At 66.2% G+C, this 20,922-nt stretch carries 11 protein-coding genes and 3 tRNA genes; 12 read left to right on the top strand and 2 right to left on the bottom strand.

The genetic code is table 11. From position 1 onward, the window contains the following. From IPP28_11655 to IPP28_11605, 11 genes are all read left to right on the top strand, one after another. Complete coding sequence (locus tag IPP28_11655; GenBank protein MBL0041668.1) at nt 1-426, top strand: biopolymer transporter ExbD; 426 nt, start codon at nt 1-3, stop codon at nt 424-426. 3 nt (nt 427-429) lie between these two features. After that, nucleotides 430-2,202 carry a lipid A export permease/ATP-binding protein MsbA gene (gene msbA / locus IPP28_11650; protein MBL0041667.1) on the top strand — a complete coding sequence of 591 codons (1,773 nt, stop codon included), beginning with the start codon at nt 430-432 and terminating at the stop codon, nt 2,200-2,202. Then, a complete protein-coding gene (locus IPP28_11645) occupies nt 2,199-3,164 on the top strand; it encodes a tetraacyldisaccharide 4'-kinase (protein MBL0041666.1) in 966 nt (321 codons plus the stop codon). Before msbA ends, IPP28_11645 begins: the two co-directional genes overlap by 4 nt. Nucleotides 3,165-3,198: 34 nt before the next feature. Next, nucleotides 3,199-3,972, top strand: a complete 774-nt coding sequence (gene kdsB, locus IPP28_11640) for a 3-deoxy-manno-octulosonate cytidylyltransferase (protein MBL0041665.1) — start codon at nt 3,199-3,201, stop codon at nt 3,970-3,972. Nucleotides 3,973-4,037: 65 nt separating this feature from the next. After that, complete coding sequence (locus tag IPP28_11635) at nt 4,038-4,466, top strand: low molecular weight phosphotyrosine protein phosphatase (protein MBL0041664.1); 429 nt, start codon at nt 4,038-4,040, stop codon at nt 4,464-4,466. Nucleotides 4,467-4,483: 17 nt separating this feature from the next. Beyond that, entirely contained in the window at nt 4,484-5,920 is a 1,437-nt protein-coding gene (locus IPP28_11630; protein MBL0041663.1) for a hypothetical protein, read from the top strand. Next, nucleotides 5,917-7,737: an excinuclease ABC subunit UvrC gene (uvrC, locus tag IPP28_11625; GenBank protein ID MBL0041662.1), complete on the top strand. Its 1,821-nt coding sequence runs from the start codon at nt 5,917-5,919 to the stop codon at nt 7,735-7,737. The genes IPP28_11630 and uvrC overlap by 4 nt, the downstream gene beginning before the upstream one ends. A 21-nt stretch (nt 7,738-7,758) precedes the next feature. Continuing rightward, nucleotides 7,759-8,322, top strand: a complete 564-nt coding sequence (pgsA, locus tag IPP28_11620) for a CDP-diacylglycerol--glycerol-3-phosphate 3-phosphatidyltransferase (protein ID MBL0041661.1) — start codon at nt 7,759-7,761, stop codon at nt 8,320-8,322. A gap of 48 nt (nt 8,323-8,370) precedes the next feature. Beyond that, nucleotides 8,371-8,446: transfer RNA gene (locus IPP28_11615), tRNA-Gly, on the top strand. An 81-nt stretch (nt 8,447-8,527) separates the two neighbouring features. Further along, nucleotides 8,528-8,601, top strand: a tRNA-Cys gene (locus tag IPP28_11610). Nucleotides 8,602-8,668: 67 nt separating this feature from the next. Then, nucleotides 8,669-8,751 (top strand) — tRNA-Leu (locus IPP28_11605). A gap of 23 nt (nt 8,752-8,774) precedes the next feature. Here the strand turns inward: IPP28_11605 and IPP28_11600 are convergent. Beyond that, the gene (locus IPP28_11600; protein ID MBL0041660.1) at nt 8,775-10,151 is read right to left on the bottom strand and encodes a hypothetical protein; all 1,377 of its coding nucleotides are present in this window, start codon (nt 10,149-10,151) and stop codon (nt 8,775-8,777) included. Nucleotides 10,152-10,431: 280 nt separating this feature from the next. Between IPP28_11600 and IPP28_11595 the strand changes: the two genes are divergently transcribed. Continuing rightward, on the top strand, nt 10,432-12,597 hold the full coding sequence (locus IPP28_11595) for a hypothetical protein (protein MBL0041659.1): 2,166 nt from the start codon (nt 10,432-10,434) through the stop codon (nt 12,595-12,597). A gap of 68 nt (nt 12,598-12,665) precedes the next feature. Here IPP28_11595 and IPP28_11590 read toward each other — a convergent pair whose 3' ends face one another. Continuing rightward, complete coding sequence (locus tag IPP28_11590; protein ID MBL0041658.1) at nt 12,666-20,375, bottom strand: DUF11 domain-containing protein; 7,710 nt, start codon at nt 20,373-20,375, stop codon at nt 12,666-12,668. Nucleotides 20,376-20,922: the final 547 nt, after the last annotated feature.

The raw sequence follows: 20,922 nt of genomic DNA, 5'->3' as shown, positions 1-20,922 counted from the left end.
ATCGCGCGTTCCGCATCGGCCAACGACGAGTTCGAGATCAACGTGATCTCGCTGATCGACGTGATGCTGACGCTGCTGATGTTCTTCGTGATGACCGCGACCTTCGAGCATCGTTCGCTGATGAAGGTCGCGCTGCCCGAAGCCGGCAGCAAGGAAACCACCGCCGCGCAAAAGGCCCTGGAGATCCTGGTCGACCGCGAGGGGCGCTTCTTCATCGGGGCCAACGAGGTGATCAATCCGAGCCTGGCGACGCTGAAGGACGCGATCGTTCAGGAGGCCGGTGAAGACCGTGAACGCCCGGTCACGCTCCGGGCCGATGGCCGCACGCCGCATCAGGCCGTGGTCACCGCGATGGATGCGCTCGGGCAACTCGGTTTCGCGCGCCTGTCGATCGCGACCGTGCCCGCGAAAGCCGAAGCCAAGTAAGCCATGGACCCCGCCATCCCGCCTGCGCGTCTGAGCACCGCGGCGCTGTATCGCCGGCTGCTCGGTTTCTCGAAGGCGTACTGGCCGATCGCGCTGATCGCGTTGATCGGCATGCTGTTCGAAGCGGCTGCGGCGGGGGCATTCACCTGGCTGATGCAGCCGTTGATCGACGGCACCTTCGTGAACCACGATCTGAAGGTGGTGCGCTGGCTGCCGGGCGTGATCGTCGCGATCTTCCTCGTCCGCGGCCTTGCGACTTTCACCGCCGATGTCGCGATGGCCCGTATCGGCCGCGGCGTGGTCCGCGACATGCGCGATCACCTGATCGAGAAGTCGCTGCGGATGCCGTCCAGCTGGTTCGACCGCGAGGCGCCGGCCGCGCAGATTTCGCGTCTGACCTACAACACCGAGCAGCTCGCCTACGCCGCCGCCGAAGCGGTGAAGATCGTGCTGACCGATGCCCTGACGATCCTGTTCCTGCTCGGCGTGATGCTGCACAACAGCGTCAAGCTGACAGTGACGATGTTCTTCATGGTGCCCCTGATCGCGCTGATCGTCGCCACCGTCGGCAAGCGCTACCGGCGCATCAACACGACACTCCAGGACGCCTTCGCCCAGTTCTCGCATCGTGCCGAACAGGCCTTGGCGGGGCAGGAGGCGATCAAGATCTATGGCGCGCAACCGGTCGAGCGCGCCCGCATCGCCGAACTGGCGCAGCGCAATTACCGCCTGAACCTGAAGGTCATTGCGACCCAGGCCATGAGTTCGTCGCTGGTGCAGTTGCTCGCGGCCTGCGCATTGGCCGCGATCGTCTTTGTCGCGAGTCGCGAGGCCGTGCGCGACGGCATGACCGCCGGCAGCTTCATGGCCCTGATCAGCGCGATGATGGCGATGCTGCCGTCGTTGAAGAAGATCACCAACGTGCAAAGCATGATCCAGCGCGGCATTGCGGCCGCCGAGTCAGTGTTCGCCGTGCTTGACGCCGAGGCCGAAGTCGATCGCGGGACGCACCGCATCGCGCGCGCGCGCGGCGAGCTGGTGTTCGATCAGGTCACGTTCGAATATGCCGGCGGCAAGGGGCGTGCGCTGGACGGCGTCAGTTTTCGCGTCGCGCCCGGCACCACCACGGCCATCGTCGGCCGGTCCGGCAGCGGCAAGAGCACCCTGGCGAAATTGCTGCCGCGATTCTACGAAGCACAGTCCGGACGGATCCTGCTCGATGGCGTCGCATTGGCCGATTACCGGCTGGATGAATTGCGCCGCCAGATCGCCGTGGTCAGCCAGAATGTCGTGCTGTTCGACGACAGCATTGCCGCGAACATCGCGTTCGGTGCACTCGCCGGCGCCAGCCGCGACGACATCATCGCCGCCGCTCGTGCCGCGAACGCGCTCGAATTCATCGACACGCTGCCGGACGGCTTCGACACCCGCATCGGTGACCGCGGCGTGCTGCTGTCCGGCGGCCAGCGCCAGCGCATCGCGATCGCCCGCGCGATCCTGAAGAACGCGCCGATCCTGATCCTCGACGAAGCCACCTCGGCGCTGGATTCGGAAAGCGAGCGCCTGATCCAGGAAGCGCTCGACCGCATCCTCGCCGAACGCACCGCCATCGTCATCGCGCACCGCCTGTCGACCATCGAGCATGCCGACCAGGTGATCGTGCTGGATGGCGGACGCGTGCAGGAGGCCGGTACGCACACCGAACTGATCGCCCGCGACGGCGCCTACGCGCGTCTGCATCGCCTGCAATTCCGCGACAGCGAGGACGCGGGATGAGCCTGCGTGCGCGCGTCGAGGCGCGCCTGAATGGCATCTGGTACGAGGGCGTGGCGGTGCCTTGGTGGGCTGAATTCGGCGAGCGGCTGTATCGCACTGTCTTCGGGCTGCGGCGCTGGGCCTATTCGCTCGGAGTGCGTCGATCCACTCGCCTGGCCGTTCCGGTCATCATCGTCGGCAATCTCACGGCTGGCGGCACCGGCAAGACGCCGCTGGTGGCTTGGCTGGCCAATGAATTGCGTCAGCGCGGCTGGCAGCCCGGGATCATCACCCGTGGTTACGGCGCCGCGGCCAGCAATGCGCAGCGACTGCCGCCGGGTGCCGAACCCGCCGAATTCGGCGACGAACCCGTCTGGTTGGCGCATGCCACCGGCTGCCCGGTCGCGATCGGTCGACGCCGTGCCGTCGCGGCGCGCCTGTTGATCGAGCGCGACGGCGTCGATGTGCTGATCAGCGACGACGGCCTGCAGCACTGGTCGCTGGCCCGCGATTTCGAGATCGCACTGATCGACGGTCAGCGCGGCTTCGGCAATGGCCGGCTGTTGCCGGCCGGGCCACTGCGCGAACCGGTCGAGCGGTTGCAGCGGGTCGATGCCGTGGTCATGAATGGCGGTCAGCGCGAGGGTGCCTATGCGATGCAAGTGCGCGCCGAACGCGTGCTGTCACTGCGCGACCTCGCCCACGCCAAGCCGCTGTCCGCGTTTGCCGGGCAGCACGTGCACGCCGTCGCCGGCATCGGCAATCCGCGCCGATTCTTCGACTTGTTGCGCAGCCACGGTCTGTCGGTCGATGCGCATCCATATCCTGACCACCACCCCTTCGACGGCAGCGAACTCCGGTTCGACGATGATCGGCCGGTGTTCATCACCGAGAAGGACGCCGGCAAATGTGCGCCGCACGCCGACGGCCGCATCTGGGGGTACCGATCGACGTCGAACTGCCGCCCGAATTCGCTGATCTGATCCATCGCCGACTTCACGCATTCAAGGCGCCTGCATGACCATCGCGTTCTCCGTCGCCATTCCCGCCCGCTTTGGCGCCAGTCGCCTGCCGGGCAAGCCGCTGCGATTGTTGAACGGGCGGCCGATGATCGCGCATGTGGTGGACCGGGCGCTCGCCGCCGGGGCGGCCGAGGTGGTGGTGGCGACCGACGATGCGCGCATCGCGGCAGCCGTGCAGGGCAGCGGTGCCATCGTGTGCATGACCCGCGCCGAGCACCCGTCCGGGACCGACCGCCTGGCTGAAGTCGCGCAGCAATTGCGCTGGCCGGACCAGCACATCGTCGTGAATCTGCAAGGGGATGAGCCGCTGGCGCCGGTCAGCGGCATCCGCGCCGTCGCCGAGACCCTGGCAACGAGCACGGCGCCGATGGCGACCCTGGCGACACCGGTGCTCGACGTCGATGAGCTGTTTTCGCCGAATTGCGTGAAGCTGGTACGGGCCACGAATGGCGATGCGCTGTATTTCAGCCGCGCGCCGATGCCTTGGGCCCGCGATGCCTTTGCCGTCGAGCGCGCTCGCTTGCCGGTGGGTGTCGTCTTCCTGCGGCATATCGGCATCTACGGTTACCGGGCCGGTTTCCTGCGTCGTTATGTCGCGATGCCGACCGGCGTGCTCGAGCGGATCGAGTCGCTGGAGCAACTGCGCGTGCTGGAAGCCGGCGAGCGCATCGCGGTCGCGCTGGCGCCGGAGGCGTTCCCGGCAGGCGTCGATACCGAGGCTGACCTGGCCCGGGTCGAAGCCTTGCTCCGGCAAGAGAAAGAACATTAAATTATCTATTCAACTTGATGATTAAAATACTATTTGTCTGCATGGGAAACATCTGCCGATCGCCCTTGGCGGCGATCGAAGCCGAACGCGCCTTTGCGGAAGCGGGTCTGGCGCAGCGGGTGCGGATCGACTCGGCCGGCACGCTCGACTTCCATGCCGGTCGCCCGGCCGATGCCCGTTCGATCGCCCTGGCTGCCGATTTCGGACTGGACCTCGGCGCGCATCGTGCCCGCCAAGTGACCCGCGCCGACATCGATGGCGCGGAGCTGGTCATTGCCATGGACCGTCGCAACATCGCCGACTTGCGCCAGTTTGCGCCGGCCCATGCCTGGGGCCGGGTGCGCCTGCTGATGTCGTTTGCGGGTCAGGTCCAGGGCGAAGTGCCCGATCCCTACACCGGCGGCCGCGCCGACTTCGAACGCAGCTTTGCCTTGATCCGTGAAGGCGTCGCGGGACTGACCAAACAGCTCCAGCACCTGCATAATCCGATCTGACGTTCCCGGAGTAGCCCATGGCCGCCAACCCGATCGCCCCCGAGCTGCCGCCGACCCTGCAATGGCTGAACGTGCAGCAGGCGCCCGCGCTCGACAAGTTGCGCGGGCGCGTGGTCTTGCTGCATTTCTTCAACGCCGCGAACGTGAATTCCCTGCACATGCTGCAGGAACTGCGTGCGGTCGAAGCCAAGCATCACGATGGCCTGAGCGTGATCGGCATCCACACGCCGAAATACGACCACGAGCGGCAGGCGGCGAACGTGCTCAAGGCGGTGAACCGCTTGTACATCCGTCATCCGGTCGCGAACGACGCCGACTGGGTGGCGTGGCGACAATTCGGCATCCAGGCCTGGCCTTCGGTGGCCGTGCTCGATGCTGAGGGTCGCGTTGCCGGCATCGTGGCCGGCGAGGGGCATCGACCACAACTCGAGTCCCTGGTCAGCAGCCTGCTCGACGACGCCGCGAACCGGGACATCCGCTTCTACGAACCGATGCAGCCGGTGAGCCGCCCGGAGCCGCGCACCGCGCTCAATTTCCCGAGCAAGTTGTTGCTGACGGAATCGGCCCTGTTCGTCGCCGATTCCGGGCACAACCGGATCCTCGAATGCAATCACGATGGCCGCGTCATCCGCCAGATCGGGACCGGTACCACCGGCTATCTGGACGGCAAGTTCGGTGACTCTGCATTCAACGATCCGCAAGGCATGGCCCTGATCAAGGACATGCTGTACGTCGCCGACCGCGGCAACCATTGTGTGCGGCGCGTGCACATGATCACCGGTGAAGTGGATACCGTGGCCGGGACCGGTGTCCATGGCCATCCCGCGACCCAGGAATACAACGAGCCGCGCCAGGTCGCCTTGAATTCGCCTTGGGATCTGGTCGCGGCCGGCGAAAAGCTGTTGATCGCAATGGCCGGCCAGCACCAGATCTGGGCGCTGGACTTGAACCGCAAGCGCCTGAATCTCTATAGCGGCACCGGCAAGATCGGTCGCGATGACGGCGACGGCATGTTCGCGACCTTTGCCAAGCCGACCGGGCTCGCCTACGTGAACCAGGTGTTGTACGTCGTCGATGCCGATGGTTCGGCGATCCGGGCCGTGCGCAGCGATGGTCGCGTCCAGACTCTGGTTGGCGCCGGCCTCTACGAATTCGGCGATGTCGATGGGGCACCGGCCCAGGTCCGCCTGCAATATCCGATGGACATCGCGGCCGATGCCAATGGCCAGATCCTGTGGCTGGTCGATACCTACAACGACAAGCTCAAGGCGGGTGTCGTTGCGCGGTGGCGGCGTGAAGTCGATCAATCTGGCCTACAAGTTCCACCAGCCGTCCGGCATCGCCAGTCTGCCCGGCAAGCTGTTCGTGGCCAATACGGCTGCCCACGAAGTCGTGCGCATCGACACCAGCAACGGTCAGGTGACGCGTTTGCCGATCGGCGAGTGAATCGATGACGCTGGCGCAGTCGGGCTTCGACGGCCGCGCCTTTGCGCGCGAGCTGACCGCCGCGCCGGGGGTCTACCGGATGCTCGATGCCGGCGGTGCCTTGCTGTATGTCGGCAAGGCCAAGAGCCTGAAGAAGCGTGTCGGCAGCTATTTCGCGCGACCGCAGCTGGAACCGCGGATCGCGGCGATGGTGGCGCAGATCGCAGCGATCGAAGTGACCGTGGTGCGCACCGAGTCCGAGGCGCTGATCCTCGAAAACGAGCTGATCAAGTCGCTGAACCCGCGCTACAACGTGATGCTGAAGGACAGCAAGGGCTATCCCTCGATCTTCATCAGCGGTCAGGAATTTCCTCGCATCGCCTTTCACCGCGGCGCGCGCAAGGCCCGTGGGCGCTACTTCGGCCCGTATCCGAGTACGGTCGCCGTGCGCGACAGCATCAACCGTTTGCAGAAGCTGTTCCGCCTCCGCAACTGTGTCGACAGCTTCTTCCAGAATCGTTCGCGGCCCTGCCTGCAATACCAGATCAAGCGCTGCACCGGTCCCTGCGTCGGTCTGGTGTCGCCGGCCGATTACGCCCGCGACGTGCGCCACGCGGTGATGTTCCTGGAAGGTCGCTCGACCGACGTGATCGACGAGTTGGTGAAATCGATGGAGCAGGCGAGTGCCGATCTCGCCTTCGAGCGCGCCGCCGAATTGCGCGACGAGATCGCGCGCCTGCGCCAAATGCAGGCCAAGCAGTTCGTGACCGGCAACGAACAGGACGCGGACGTGGTCGCCTGCGTCGTGCGCGATGGCCAGGCCTGCGTGCAGGCGCTGTTTTTCCGCGACGGCACCAGTCTCGGCAGTCGCCACTGGATGTTGCGTGCCAGCGAAAACGCCGGTCCCGCCGAGGTGCTCGAAGCCTTCGTGTCGCAGCACTATGCCGAACTACCGGCACCGCGGACGCTGATCCTCAGCCATGACATCGACCAGGCCGACCTGATCGTCGACGCGCTCTCGGCCAGGGCGGGGCGCAAGATCGAGTTGCTGCGACCGCAACGCGGCGAACGCGTCAAACTGGTCGAACTGGCGTTGCGCAACGCCGACATCGCGCTGGGTACACGCCTCGGATCCGATGCCATGCAGCGCGAGCGCTGGCAGGCGCTGGTGCCCTTGCTGGGTCTCGCGGAAGCGCCGGGACGCATCGAATGTTTCGACATCAGTCACACGATGGGCGAGGGCACGGTCGCTTCCTGCGTGGTCGCCACCGAGGCCGGCGCGCAGAAATCCCTGTACCGGCGCTTCAACATCCGCGACGTGACCCCGGGCGACGACTACGCCGCGATGCACCAGGCGATCTCGCGACGCTTCCAGCGTCTGGTCGACGAACAGACCGATCTGCCCGACCTGTTGCTGATCGATGGCGGCGCCGGGCAGGTTGGCAAGGCGCTTGAAGCCCTGCGTGAACTCGGCATCGAAGGCGTCAATGTCGTCGGCATTTCGAAAGGTCCGGATCGCAAGCCCGGATTCGAGGAGCTGGTGTTGGCCGATTCCGGCCGCATCTTGCAGCCACGCGCCGACAACGGTGGCTTGCTGGCCTTGCAAGCCGTGCGCGACGAAGCGCATCGGTTCGCAATCAGCGGTCATCGCGGCCGCCGCGAAAAGGCGCGCACCGGCAGCGTGCTCGACGAGATCGAAGGCATCGGCGCGCGCCGGCGCAGTGCCTTGCTCAAACAATTTGGCGGCTTGCAGGGTATTGCCGGCGCCGGTGTGGAAGAATTGATGCAAGTGAAGGGGATAGACAGTGCACTCGCGGAACGGATTTATGCGCACCTGCATCGATGACATGAACTGTGGCCGGACGGCATGAAGCTGACCATTCCCAATCTGCTGACCTTGTTCCGCATCGCGCTGGTGCCGATTCTGGTCGGCACCTTCTATCTCGACTTCAAGGGTGCGCACATCATCGCTGCGTTGATGTTCGCGGTAGGTGCGATCACCGACTGGCTGGATGGCTGGATCGCGCGCCGTTTCGGGCAGATGTCGGCCTTCGGCGCCTTCCTCGATCCGGTCGCCGACAAGCTCACGGTCACCGTCACCCTGTTCCTGATCGTGCAGGCCGATCCGAGCCCGCTGATGGCCATCGTCTGTGCGGTCATCGTCGGCCGCGAGATCACGATATCGGCATTGCGCGAATGGATGGCCGAGATCGGCGAGCGCAAGCACGTGAGCGTGGCCGGCATCGGCAAGTTCAAGACCATTGTGCAGATGGTCGCGATCTCGTTCCTGTTGTGGCGCGAACCGATTCTCGGCATCGCAATCTACGAAATCGGGCAATGGCTGCTGTTTGCAGCGGCGATTCTCACCATCTGGTCGGCGGCGATCTACATGCGCGCGGCATGGCCGGTGATTCGCGCGCGCGACGATTGATCGGGTGTTGACAGCGAAATTTTTGCCGTTAAGATGCGCGGCTTCCCAGCGGGAATAGCTCAGTTGGTAGAGCACGACCTTGCCAAGGTCGGGGTCGCGAGTTCGAGTCTCGTTTCCCGCTCCAGATCCAAGCGAAACCTCGGGCAACCGGGGTTTTGTTGTTTAGAGGGCCGGTGCGTGCAGCAATGCCTGCACCGGAGCCGCCGGCCTGGTGGCAGAGTGGTCATGTAGCGGCCTGCAAAGCCGCGTACGCCGGTTCGATTCCGACCCAGGCCTCCAACATGAAGCCCGCCCGCAATGGCGGGCTTTTTTGTGGGCGCAATCGCCGCGACAATGTTCCCGACATGCCCCGGTGGCGAAACCGGTAGACGCAAGGGACTTAAAATCCCTCGGCCACAAGCCATGCCGGTTCGAGTCCGGCCCGGGGCACACATTGCACAAGCCACCGTCGTTCAGGGCGGGGTTTCGAAGCCGTCGGCGAACAGGTCGATTTCCGATACGACGCTGGCCCGGAACTGGGCGACCAGCGGCATCGTCAGGTTCAGGCTGCGTGCGTTGTCCGCGCCGGCGGTACCGGTGGGCCGGCCGGAATAGCTGACGTTCGGGCTGCCGAAGTGATTGATCGAGAACTGGCTGCTGTTGGCGAGTCGATAGGCCATGATCGTGTAGAAGCCGGTCGAACTCGCTTCGCGATACCCATAGCTGTAGGCATGCGTTCCCGAGTTGCCACCGCTGTCGTTGACGTTGTGCTGCTGGCCGAGCGTGTGCCCGAGTTCGTGGGCCAGCGCGTGGTCGTTGCAGAGCTCGCTGAACCCGCTGTTTTCATTCAAGTCGACGCCATCGCTGACGACGGCATAGGCATAGGGCGAGTCGCTGTTGTCGATGCTGAAACCGCCGCCGCCCAGCAACCAGGCGCGGCCACAATTCTGCTGTTGCGGCGCTCGGTTCGGGCGTACCAGCGCCACCAGATCACCGCCGTAGGTGTCGCGCGCCGAGCGCAATGGAAGCAGGGCGGCCGGCACCGATTGCGGCGTGCAAGTCGGATTGCAGCTGACCCCCGTCAAAGCCTCCAGTGCCTGCAGGTTGCTGTTGTCGTCGGTGTAGTAGACCTGCAGGGCATGCACCAGGCGCAGGCGCGAATTCACCAGGCTGTTGCCCAGTCCGGCATTGCTCAAGGCCACCAGATTCACCAGGCGGGTCGTCGCCTCCGAGGGGCCGCCATATTTGGTCGCCAGACCCGCCGTGAAGCCGATCACCACATCGACCAGCGCCGTCCCCTTTGCCGAGGTCTCGGCTGGAGACTCGAGCGCCGTCCAGGCCGTCACTTCGCGCTCGCCGTGCCCGGGTGGGATCTGCACGTCGTCGTCGAGACGCAGCGTCTGGTCCGGGGCATGTCGCGCCGGATCGGTCTCGACCAGCCAGACGCGACCGTGGTCGGTGGTCAGTTGCAACGCTTCGCGGTCGCCGCGATCGATTCGTCCGAATACCGCGCGCTCACCGAACGTGAGCACGGTATCCAGGCCCTCGTCGGAGCGTCCGAACCACGTCCAGTTGCCGTCGATCGCGGCTTCGTGATGGCGGTATTCGAAATGTCGGGATCGACCGTCCGGCATCGGCACCTCGATCCCGAGCCCCGGCCCGATCGCATTCGACGCGTGCGCTCGGCTGACCGAGACGGCGTGCCGCGTTTGCGCGCCCATCTGTTTGGGCGACAGGCCGGATTCGAAGCGGAACAGGACGCCGTGGTCGGCGGCCAAGACGGCGAGCGGCGCGCCGAAGGCGAGCGCTGCGCCGAAGCGAGCGACAACACGGCGGATATTCGGAGACATTCATGGCCTCGGCGTTGGGATCGATGTACCGGATTACGCAAGGCGCCGGAAAATCGGGCCATGCCGATGCGCTACATGCTCGTCGCGCTTGGCCGCGCAGCCTGCACGGTCACCGCTTCGATGGCGGATCGAGGTGATCAGCCTGAACGCTGCTTGAGCCGCCATCCTTCTGGTCATCGCGTCACAGGTCCGATTCATCGCGGCACCGATACTCTGAAATCGAAGCGCCGACGTTCATCCGGACGCCGGGCCGCTCGGGCAAGTCATCAGGGAGCTGCTCATGTCGAACCCATCGCGTTGGCTGTTCATCCTCGGATCCTGGTTGCTGCTGATCGGCCTCGTGCCGTTCGCGCATGCCTACGACTTCGATCCGCCCGGGCGCGTTGCCCGACTCAGTGATGCCGAGGGCGAGGTCAGCTTCGCTCCGGCCGGAGAAGACCGCTGGTTGTACGTCGAGCGCAACCGACCCCTGTCGCGGGGCGATCGCCTGTGGGCCGACGGGCGTGCCCGGGCCGAGTTGCAAGTCGGCAGCGCCGCTGTTCGTATCGACGAATTCACCGGGATCGAATTGCTCGATCTCGGGGACGACTTTACGCAGATCCGGTTGTCGCAGGGCGCCATCAACCTCAATGTGCGACGCCTGTATCGCGACGAACTGATCGAAGTGGCGACGCCGCTGCTCGCGTTCACGATCACTGAGGCCGGCCGTTATCGCATCGACGTCGACGAGCGCCGCGGCAGCACCACCATCGTGGTCTGGCGGGGGGCGGGCGACGCCTATGGCGATCGTGCATCGTTTCCGCTCCGCAGCGGCGATACCGTGCGTTTCCACGACAGCCGCCTGCGCGACTACGAACTGTTCGGCCTGCCGCGCATGGACGATTTCGACGCGTATTGCCAGGAGCGCGATCGCCGCATCGAACGGTCGGCATCGCTGCGCTACGTCGATGACGACATGATCGGCTTTCTCGACCTCGACGAGCATGGCCGCTGGAGCTCGGTGCGCCAGTACGGCAATGTCTGGTTCCCGACGCGCGTGGCGCGTGGCTGGGCACCCTATCGCGATGGTCATTGGGTGTGGATGGAACCCTGGGGCTGGACCTGGATCGACGATGCGCCGTGGGGATTCGCCCCGTCGCATTATGGGCGATGGGTGCTGATCTCGAATCGCTGGGGCTGGATCCCGGGTCCGCGCCAGGTACGCCCGGTGTATGCGCCGGCGCTGGTCGTGTTCCTCGGTGGCCGCGACTGGAGCCTGTCGTTCTCGCGTGGCAGCAGTTCCCCGGTCGGCTGGTTCCCGCTGGGTCCGCGCGATGTCTATGTGCCGCCGTACCGGGCCAGTCGCGACTATTTCCGTCGCGTGAACGACCACAACACCGCGATCGAACGCGCCATCCTGAATCGCGTCTACGACAGTTATGACCGCGGTCGCGTCGATTTCAGCGGTCTGAACTATGCCCACCGCAACGTCGACGACGCCTTCACCGTGGTGCCGGGAGATGTGTTCGGCAACGCGCGATCGGTGCGCGATGCGCATCTGCGTATCGATCGTACGGCCTCGGCACGTGCCCAGTTGTCGCAACTCGCGGCGGTCACGCCGAACTTGCGCAGCGTGCTCGGCAGCGACACGGCCGCGCGCAAGCAACCGCAGCGTGACGTGTTCCAGCGCGAGGTGTTCGTGCGCGAGGCGCCTCCGCCGGTGGTCCAGCCCTTCAGCAGCCGCGAACGTGTGTTGCAGCGATCCCCCGGCGTCGTGCCGGCGCCCGCGGTGGTGGCACCGTCGCCGTCACGCGACACGCACAACGCGCGCAATGTCCGCGTCATCGGTGAGCAGGGGCGGGTGGTGAACGCCCGCGATGCGGCTACGCGGCGCGCGCAAGAGGGCGGCGCCGGCCGTCCGGCATCCTTGCCGCCGCTGGACCGCACCGCGCCGATGTCGACGCCGGCACCAGCGCCGACGACAGCGCCGTCGATCGAACCGGAACGCCCGCCGGCCCGCGACCGCCGTGCCGATCGAGCGCGAGGCCGCGACGAGGCGTCGCAGGTCGACGTCCAGCAACCGGAAACGGACCGCATCGACCGTGAGCGCACTGAATCACAGCGTCGACTGGAGCAGCAGCGTCGGGACGAGCAGGAACGTCTGGAGCAGCAGCGGCGCGAAGCATCGGACCGGATCGAGCAACAGCGTCGCGACGATGCGGACCGGATCGAGCGCCAGCGCATCGAACGGCGCCCGGTCGAGGAACAACCTGCCGAGCGACCCCGTTCGAATGCCGCCGAACAACTCGAGCGCAACACCCGTCGCGCCGATCCGGCGCCGCGCGAAACGCCGGCCGAATCCCGGAAGGATGCGCGCGACGATGACGACGACGCGAACGACAAGGACGAGGACCGCGACGAGCAAGCGGCCGAGCGCCGCAAGGTGCGCGAACGCGGCGAGCGCTGACAGTCGCGGCGATGGCAAAAAGAAGGGCGGCGAGGTCATCGCCGCCCTTGATTCTTGGGTCCTGCGCTTCAGCCGAATCGGTGGCCGCGGGTGCGCCAGCCGACCAGGACGATCATGCCGAGCGCGAGCAGCAGCAGGCCGAAGCGACCGAGGGTCGGAACCGGCACGTTGTCGTCGAGTGCGGCGACCACGGCGAAGCCCGTCCCGTCACCCGTACCGCCGATCGAAGGATCGTCGGTGACGCCGGTGCTTTCGTTGGTGTTGTCGCCGTTGCCGTCGAAGGCGATCGTGCCCTGGTTGACGATGGTGCCGGTCGCGTTGGTGTCGATGGTCGCGTCGATCGTGATCGTGACGCTGGCGCCGGCGGCGATGCTGCCGTTCCAGGTCACGGTATTGGTGGCGAGGGTCGCGACCGCCGTGCCCGAGGTCGCCGTGGCCGAGCTCAGCGTGAGGCCGGTCGGCAGCACGTCGGTGAACTCGGGACCGGCGTTGTCGGCCTGCGTGCCGATGCCAGTGTTGGTGAGCACGATCGTGTAGCTGACCGAGCCGCCCGCTGCGAACGTTCCGGCGACCGTCTTGCTGGCACTCACGCTCGCACCCGGTTGCACGGTGTCGCTGTCGGTGGCCGAGTTGTTCGCCGGATTCGAGTCCGTCACACCGGCCGGTGCGGCCACGGTGGCCGTGTTGCTGAGCGATCCCGACGCCGCTGCCGAGATGCCGCAGGTCGCGGTGTAGGTCACGCTGCCGCCCGCCGGCAGGTTCACGGTGTCGCCGAGGTTGCCCGAGCCCGAAGCCGTGCAGGTGGCACCGCCAGCGCCCACGCAGGTCCAGGTGCACGTCAATGTGGCCGGATAAGCATCTGCGACGGTGGCACCGATGACGTTGCTGGGTCCGGCGTTGCTGGCCGTGATCGTGTACGTGGTCGTGCCGCCTGCCGTCACCGTCGCCACACCGTCGGTCTTGGTGATCGACAGATCGGCGCTGCCGGTCAGGGTGTCGGTGTCGGTGGCCGAGTTGTTCGCCGGGTTCGGATCCGAAACGCCCGCCGGAGCGGCCACGGTGGCCGTGTTGCTGAGCGATCCCGACGCCGCAGCCGAGATGCCGCAGGTCGCCGTGTAGGTCACGCTGCCGCCCGCCGGCAGGTTCACGGTGTCGCTGAGGTTGCCCGAGCCCGAGTGCAGGTGCGCCGCCGGCGCCCACGCAGGTCGAAGGTCAGCGAGGCCGGGAACGTATCCCGACGGTCCGCCCGTCGCCGTGCTTGGGCCGGCATTCGACGCCGTGATCGTGTAGGTCACGTTGCCGCCCGGTGTCGCTGTGGTCACGCCGTCGGTCTTGGTGATCGACAGATCGGCGCTGCCGGTCAGGGTGTCGGTGTCGGTGGCCGAGTTGTTCGCCGGATTCGAGTCCGTCACACCGGCAGGTTCGGCCACGGTGGCCGTGTTGCTCAGCGATCCCGACGCCGCTGCGGAGATGGCGCAGCTCGCGGTGTAGGTCACGCTGCCGCCCACGGGCAGGTTCACGGTGTCGCTGAGATTGCCCGAGCCCGAGGCCGTGCAGGTGCCGCCGCCGGCGCCGACGCAGGTCCAGGTACAGGTCAGCGAGGCCGGGAACGTATCCGCGACGGTCGCGCCCGTCGCCGTGCTTGGGCCGGCATTCGACGCCGTGATCGTGTAGGTCACGTTGCCGCCCGGGGTCGCTGTGGTCACGCCGTCGGTCTTGGTGATCGACAGATCGGCGCTGGCGCCCAGTGTGTCGGTGTCCGTGGCCGAGTTATTGCCTGGCGTCGGATCCGTGACACCGCCGGCCGTCGCGACCGTCGCGGTGTTGCTCAGTGAACCCGTCGCGCTCGCCGAGATGCTGCAGCTCGCCGTGTAGGTCACGCTGGCGCCCACGGGCAGATTCACGGTGTCGTTGAGATTGCCCGAACCCGACGCGGTGCAGGTGCCGCCGCCGGCGCCCACGCAGGTCCAGGTGCAGGTCAGCGAGGCCGGGAACGTATCGGCGACGGTGCTGCCCGGGGCGTTGCTCGGGCCGGCATTCGAGGCGGTGATGGTGTAGGTCACGCTGCCGCCTGGCGTCGCCGTGGTCACACCGTCGGTCTTGGTAATGCCGAGGTCGGCGCTCTGGCTCAACGTGTCGACGTCAGTGGCCGAATTGTTGCCAGGCACCGGGTCGACGGCTGCGGAGGTGACCGTCGCGGTGTTGCTGAGCGTGCCCGCCGCTGCCGCCGAGATCGCGCAACTGGCGGTGTAGGTCACGCTGCCGCCCGTTGGCAGGGTCACCGCGTCGTTGATGTTCCCTGCGCCCGAGGCCGTGCAGCTGCCGCCACCGGCACCGGCGCAGGTCCAGGTGCAGGTCAGCGCGGCCGGGAAGGTGTCGGCGACGGTCGCGAGCGTGTTGCTCGGGCCGGCATTCGAGGCGCTGATCGTGTACGTGGTCGAGCCGCCCGCGGTCACCGTGGTGACGCCGTCGGTCTTGGTGATGCCGACGTTCGCCTGTGCCGTCAGCGTGTCGGTGTCCGTCGCCGAGTTGTTGCCTGGCGTCGGATCGGTCACGCCGCCGGCCGTCGCGACCGTCGCGGTGTTGCTCAGCGAACCCGTCGCTGCGGCCGAGATCGCGCAGCTCGCCGTGTAGGTCACGCTGCCGCCCGCAGGCAGATTCACGGTGTCGTTGAGGTTGCCCGAGCCCGACGCCGTGCAGGTACCGCCGCCGGCGCCCACGCAAGTCCAGGTGCAGGTCAGCGCGGCCGGGAAGGTGTCGGCGACGGTGCTGCCGGGCGCATTGCTCGGACCGGCGTTCGACGCCGTGATCGTGTAGGTCACACTGCCGCCCGGCGTCGCCGTGGTCACGCCGTCGGTCTTGGTGATGCCGAGGTCGGCTTGTGCCGACAGCGTGTCGGTGTCCGTGGCCGAGTTGTTCGCCGTGTTCGGATCGCCGATCGCGCCGGTGACCGTGGCGGTGTTCGCCAGCGAGCCGGTGGCCGCTGCGGAAATCGTGCAGGACGCGGTGTAGGTCACGCTCCCGCCCACCGGCAGGTTGACCGGGTCGTTGATGTTGCCCGAGCCCGACGCGGTGCAGGTGCCGCCGCCGGCACCGACGCAGGTCCAGGTGCAGGTCAGCGTGGCCGGGAAAGTATCCGCGACCGTTGCCGTCGTGCTGCCCGGACCGGCGTTGCTCGCGGTGATGGTGTAGGTGACGCTGCCACCCGGCGTCGCCGTGGTCACGCCGTCGGTCTTGGTGATGCCGAGGTCGGTGACGACTTCATCGGCACCAATCGAGGGAGCCGTCGCGGAGCGCACCTCGTCGTCGATGTCGATGGTCACGCCCGGCAGCGGGACACCCGCCGTGGCCAGCGGACTGCTCGACTGCAGATGCAGGTCGGTCGCGCTGACGAAAGGCACGGCAGCCGTCGCGGCCTGCGAGGCATTGTCGTTGGTGCCGGCAGCGGACAGTGTGCCGGTGTAGGCCGCCAGGGCGGGGAGGGTGGTGAAGAAGTTGGTCCCTGCCGTGGTGCCTGCCTGGCCCACGCCCTGTCGCGCGACATCGGTGCCGGAGAAGTAGGCGTTGTTGTTCCAGGTCAGGTTCATGGCCGAAGTGCCACCTGTCGGCAGATACACCGCCACGTGCGCGATCGAGGTCCCGCCGCCGGTGATGTTGTTGGCAAAGAGGTTGTCGCGCACGTCAACGCCGGTCGACGTCGTCGCGACCAGCCCGAACGCTGCGGTCAGCAGGCTGTTTGCCGCGGTGCCGGGCAGGGCGCCGTACAGATTCACCGAGTTGTTGTAGATGCGATGACCGGTGCCCGCCGCAACGCGGATGCCGAACACGCCGAACTGGGTCGAGAATGCGGCGCCGCCGGTCATGTTGAAGCTGACATTGCCGACGAAGTTGTTGCGCACCGTGATGTTGTTGCCGCCAGCGACGTCGATGCCGTAGGCGGGGAAGGTGCCCGTGCTGGTGTTGATGATGCCCTGCACGTCGTTCTTCTCGATCGTCAGGTCGGAGGTTGCGCCGCCGACCCCGATGCCGCGCGCCAGCGAACCGGTAGAGCCGCCGTTGCTGGAGATGTCGGACACGATGTTGTCGGTGACCACGACATTGGCACTGGCCACGCTGGAGGTGACATTGATGCCGATCGCGCCGAACGCACCCGTGCCGGTATAGCCGATGCCGCTGACGGTGTTCGCCGACACGGTGGCGTTCGCCGTGCCGGTGGCCAGCCAGATGCCGGTATCGTTTTCGTCGTTGACCTTGTCGATGTTGGCGACGGTGTTCTGCGAGATCGTCGCGCCATTGACGCCTTGCATGTACAGGCCGACGTCGCGGATCGCGTTCGCCCCGGTGCTGTTGAGGGTGTTCTGGGTGTACGTGAGATTGGCGCCGCCTTGCGGCGTCGTGCCGCCGGTGGCGAATACGCCGACGAACGCGCGCCGAATGTCGTTGTTCTGGATCGTGATGTTCGAGAACCGTCCGGCGTTGCCGAGCGTCGTGGCGTCGGAGATCACGACGGCACTGCTGGTATTCGCGCCGTTGATGACGATGCTGTTCTTCAGCACGCCGTCGGTGATCGGCGTCGCGCCGACCGAGCCGAACAGGACAACGGAAGGCGAGGTGACGCTGTTGTTCTGGAAGGTCAGGCTGCGGTCGGTGCCGGCGCCGCCGATCGAGCCGTCGACCGTCACGCGGTTGGCGCCGTTGAAGCGGATCAGCGCGCCGTTGAACGAGCCCGAGATGACGCGCGCCGCGCCTGTCGGGCGGATTGTGATCGTGTAGTTGCCGACACCGTCCTCGCTCAGGCTGTTCAGCGCATGGGTGCCGGTTTCGAGCGTCAGGTCACTGGTGATGTCGACCACGATGTTGCCGGTGGCGACCGAGCCATTCAGCGTCTGGAACAGGCCGCCGGCATTGGTCAACGAGGTAATCGTCTCGCCGGTGCCGACCGGAATCGTGCCCGACACGGACGGCGCGATGAGATAGGTGTTCGGCGATGCCGGTGGCGTCGTGATCGTGTTGACGTCGCTGGCGACCACGCCGCCCGGGTTGGAGGCGAGGTTGCCGTTGAGGTCCTGCGCCACCACGTAGTACGACACCGAATCGGTCGTGACGACGCCGCCGAGATCGGCGTTGTTGATGACGCAATTCCAGGTGCCGTTGTTGACCGTGCCGCTGGCCAGGCTGCAGGCCTGCGAACTGTAGGCACCGGCGTTCTTGCGATAGTAGATCCGCGGCGCGAGTCCGCCGGTGGCGACGCCGCCGACATCGGTCAGCGTGACCGACAGCGTGCGATTCGTGGTCAGCGTGGTGTTGCCGAACGGCGTGTAGGCGATGACCGGCGCGGCCAGGTCGACCCCGTTGAAGTTGCCGGCGTCGGCGCCGATGTCGGTCGGTGTCAGGCCGGCGCGCGTCTGGCCATCGAAGTCGTCGGTCACGCCGACGTCGAAGCCATTGGCTTCGGCCGGAGTCGGGTTGGTCGGATGGATGTGCAGGTCGGGCGTGGCCGCTGCGGGCGCGACGAACTGCGGATCGAGCGCGAAACTGGCCAGGTCCTGGCCGGTCACGCCGCGCCAGTCGACGAGGTTGGCGACGTCCAGCGAATTGAAGAAACCGAAGACGCTGCCCGTACCGTTGGCGAGCAGGAGGTTGTTGTTGCTGGTCAGGCCAGCCGGGTTTGGCGCCGTGCCCGCGACACGCACGACGTAGTTCTTGCCGGTGGCGCCGGCGTTGCTGCGCGCGTTGAACAGGATGTTGTCACGCAGGCTGCGCGTCACGGCCGTCTGCGTGCTGGCGAAGGCGTAGGACGGACCGACGCCGGCCGTCGGTGCACCACCGATGTAGACGCTGTTGTGCACGATGGCATTGGTGCCACCGGCTTCGAAGATGCCGTTGACGCCGCCGGTGGTGGAGCCGGTGCCGATGGCGTTGTTGGTGCCGGCACCGATCGCGATCATGTTGTTGCGGTAGGTGGTGGTGCCGCCGGCGATGCGGATGCCGTTGATCTCGGCGGCCGCGCTGCTTGTCGCTGCGGAAATGCCGTAGATCTGGTTGCGCGCGACCAGGTTCGCAGTGGCGCCGTTGAACTGGATGCCGGTGACGACCGCGGCTGCCGCAGCGTTGGTATTGGTCAGGTTCGAGATGGTGTTCTGCGTGAGCGTGGAATTCGGCGTGCCGCTGGTGATCGAAATGCCGATCACCGACGCCGTGGTGGTTGTGCCGGTGCCGATGTTGTTGGTCAGGTTGCGCACGGTGTTCGAGGTCAGCACCGCGGGGGCGTTGCTGGTGAACATGCCCAGCACCTGCGAGGCGGCGCCGGTCGCGTTCAGCTGCATCGAGTTCGCGACGCTGCCGCCGACCGTGTTGCCGGTGGCGTTCCAGGTGACGGTCGTGCCGGTGAACGCGCGGATGCCGATCAGCAGGACGGTGCCCGAAGCGCCGAGGTTGGTGACCGAGATGCCGCCGACCGTATTGTTGTTCGACGTCCACGCGTTCGACGTGAAGTTGTGGATGCCGTAGATCTCCGTCCCCGAAGTCGTCGTGGTCGAGAAGGTGAGGGAACCCGCCAGCGACTGGCTGCCGATGGTGTTGCCGTTGGAGATGATGTTGCCTTCCTGCAGCAGAATGCCGGTAAACGGACTGGCCGTGGTGGTGCCCAAACCGGTGACGCCGGTCATGCTGACGGCGGCCACCGTGTTGTTGTTCACGTTGGTCGTGGCGCCGGCGACGCTGCCGTTGAACAGGATGCCGAGGAACTTCGCGCCGGTGCCGGCACCGGTCAGCGTGTAGGTGCCGGTCTGGGTGTTCGAGGCGAATCCGATGGTGTTGCCGGTGATCGTGAAGCCTTGCGCACCGCTGGTTGCTGTGGCGCTGCGAATATCGATGCCCGCGTGCAGCGCGCCCGTGGTCCAGGTTCGCGTGCCGGTCTGGTACAGGCGATTGTTCGTGATCGACCAGGTGTTGCAGCCGCCGTTGGTCGCGATGCCGGAACTGGTGACGGCCGCGCCGAAGTAATCGAAGATGTTGTTGTTGCTGATGACAATGCCACTGTTGCCGATCGCCGTGGTCGTGGTCGAGCCGTTGCCCAGGATGGCCTTGCTCGGCAGGTTGGCGCCCGCAGGGCCGATGTTGTTGTTCGAGATCGTGTTGTTGTCGTTGCCGTTCGCGGTCACCGCATCGGTGCTGAAGAAGATCGTGGCGCCGTTGGTCGCGACCGAAGCGCTGGCAGAGCCCTGGATGTTGGCGTTGGTGACGACATTGTTGGTTGCGCCGCCGATGAAGCGGATCGTGGACGTGCCGCTGGTTGCCGAAACCGTGGTGTTGGCGAGGGTCAGCGAATTGCCGCCGGTGTTCAGGCCGTCGATGGTGACGTTGTCGGCGCCGTTGAAGTCGATCAGCGGACTGCCGGCGGCGATGGCACCACTGATGGTGCGTGCCGCGCCGCCGCTGGGCGAGATGCTGATCGTCGCGTAGGACGCCGCGCCGGCGCCACTGGCGTTCAGGACCGCTGGTGCGGTTTCGGTGGTGTCGCCGGACAGGCCGATGGCGATCGTGCCGGAGTGCGTGCCGGCATTGATGGCATCGAACGCGCCCTTGATCGTCGTGTACGACGCCGCCCCGGTGCCGCCCGTGGCGATGACGTTGACCTGGGCGGAGGCCGCCGTGGCGAACAGCAAGGTCGCGACCATGCAGGTTGCGCGGCGCGCGAGTTGGGTCAATCGGCTGCTCGCCAATGGACGAATCAAGTGATCCGACGAACCGTCGATCTGCACGCGTGCATCTTGCATATGTCCCCCAAAGACAGAAACGGCCTTCGAACCCGGTCGGACCGACGAGCGGCCCAATGCACGGCACGCGGGCATGGATGATCGGAATGTCGCCTTGAACCCCAAAGACAAGGCTGCGGGAGATCGTAGCTGATGCAAAGACCCGGACTTAGCCTTCTTTGAATAGACATAATATACATTCTCACCGTTTTAGAAGGCGGCGCAGATGATCCGCGTCAACACGGTCCATCGCGGACGCGCTTCAATGGTTGCCGTCCGTCAGGTCATCCGGGCCAACTCTGCCGAGAATGCGGGCCATCCACGCCAGAAATGCCGGGCCATGGGGTTCGGTCGCCAAGTCTTACGTTCCATGAGTGACTGATCGCCAAAATAGCCGCGCCATCCCGAGCAATCGAAGCGCTTGGTCCGAGAACAATCTGCCCGTTACGTTCACCGGCCAAAGTTTTGGCACCGGTTCCAGTTGGCGGCGCGATGTCCTCCGTTGTCCTCTTCACGTCCCTACCTGACCAATTCGCGGGATCAACGGGGAAATTCAATGCCCCGCATT

The organism is Lysobacterales bacterium, from assembly GCA_016721845.1.
Lineage (GTDB): Bacteria > Pseudomonadota > Gammaproteobacteria > Xanthomonadales > Ahniellaceae > JADKHK01.
The sequence above is the reverse complement of the archived record's forward strand: the minus strand, read 5'-3'. Positions and strand labels throughout refer to the sequence as shown.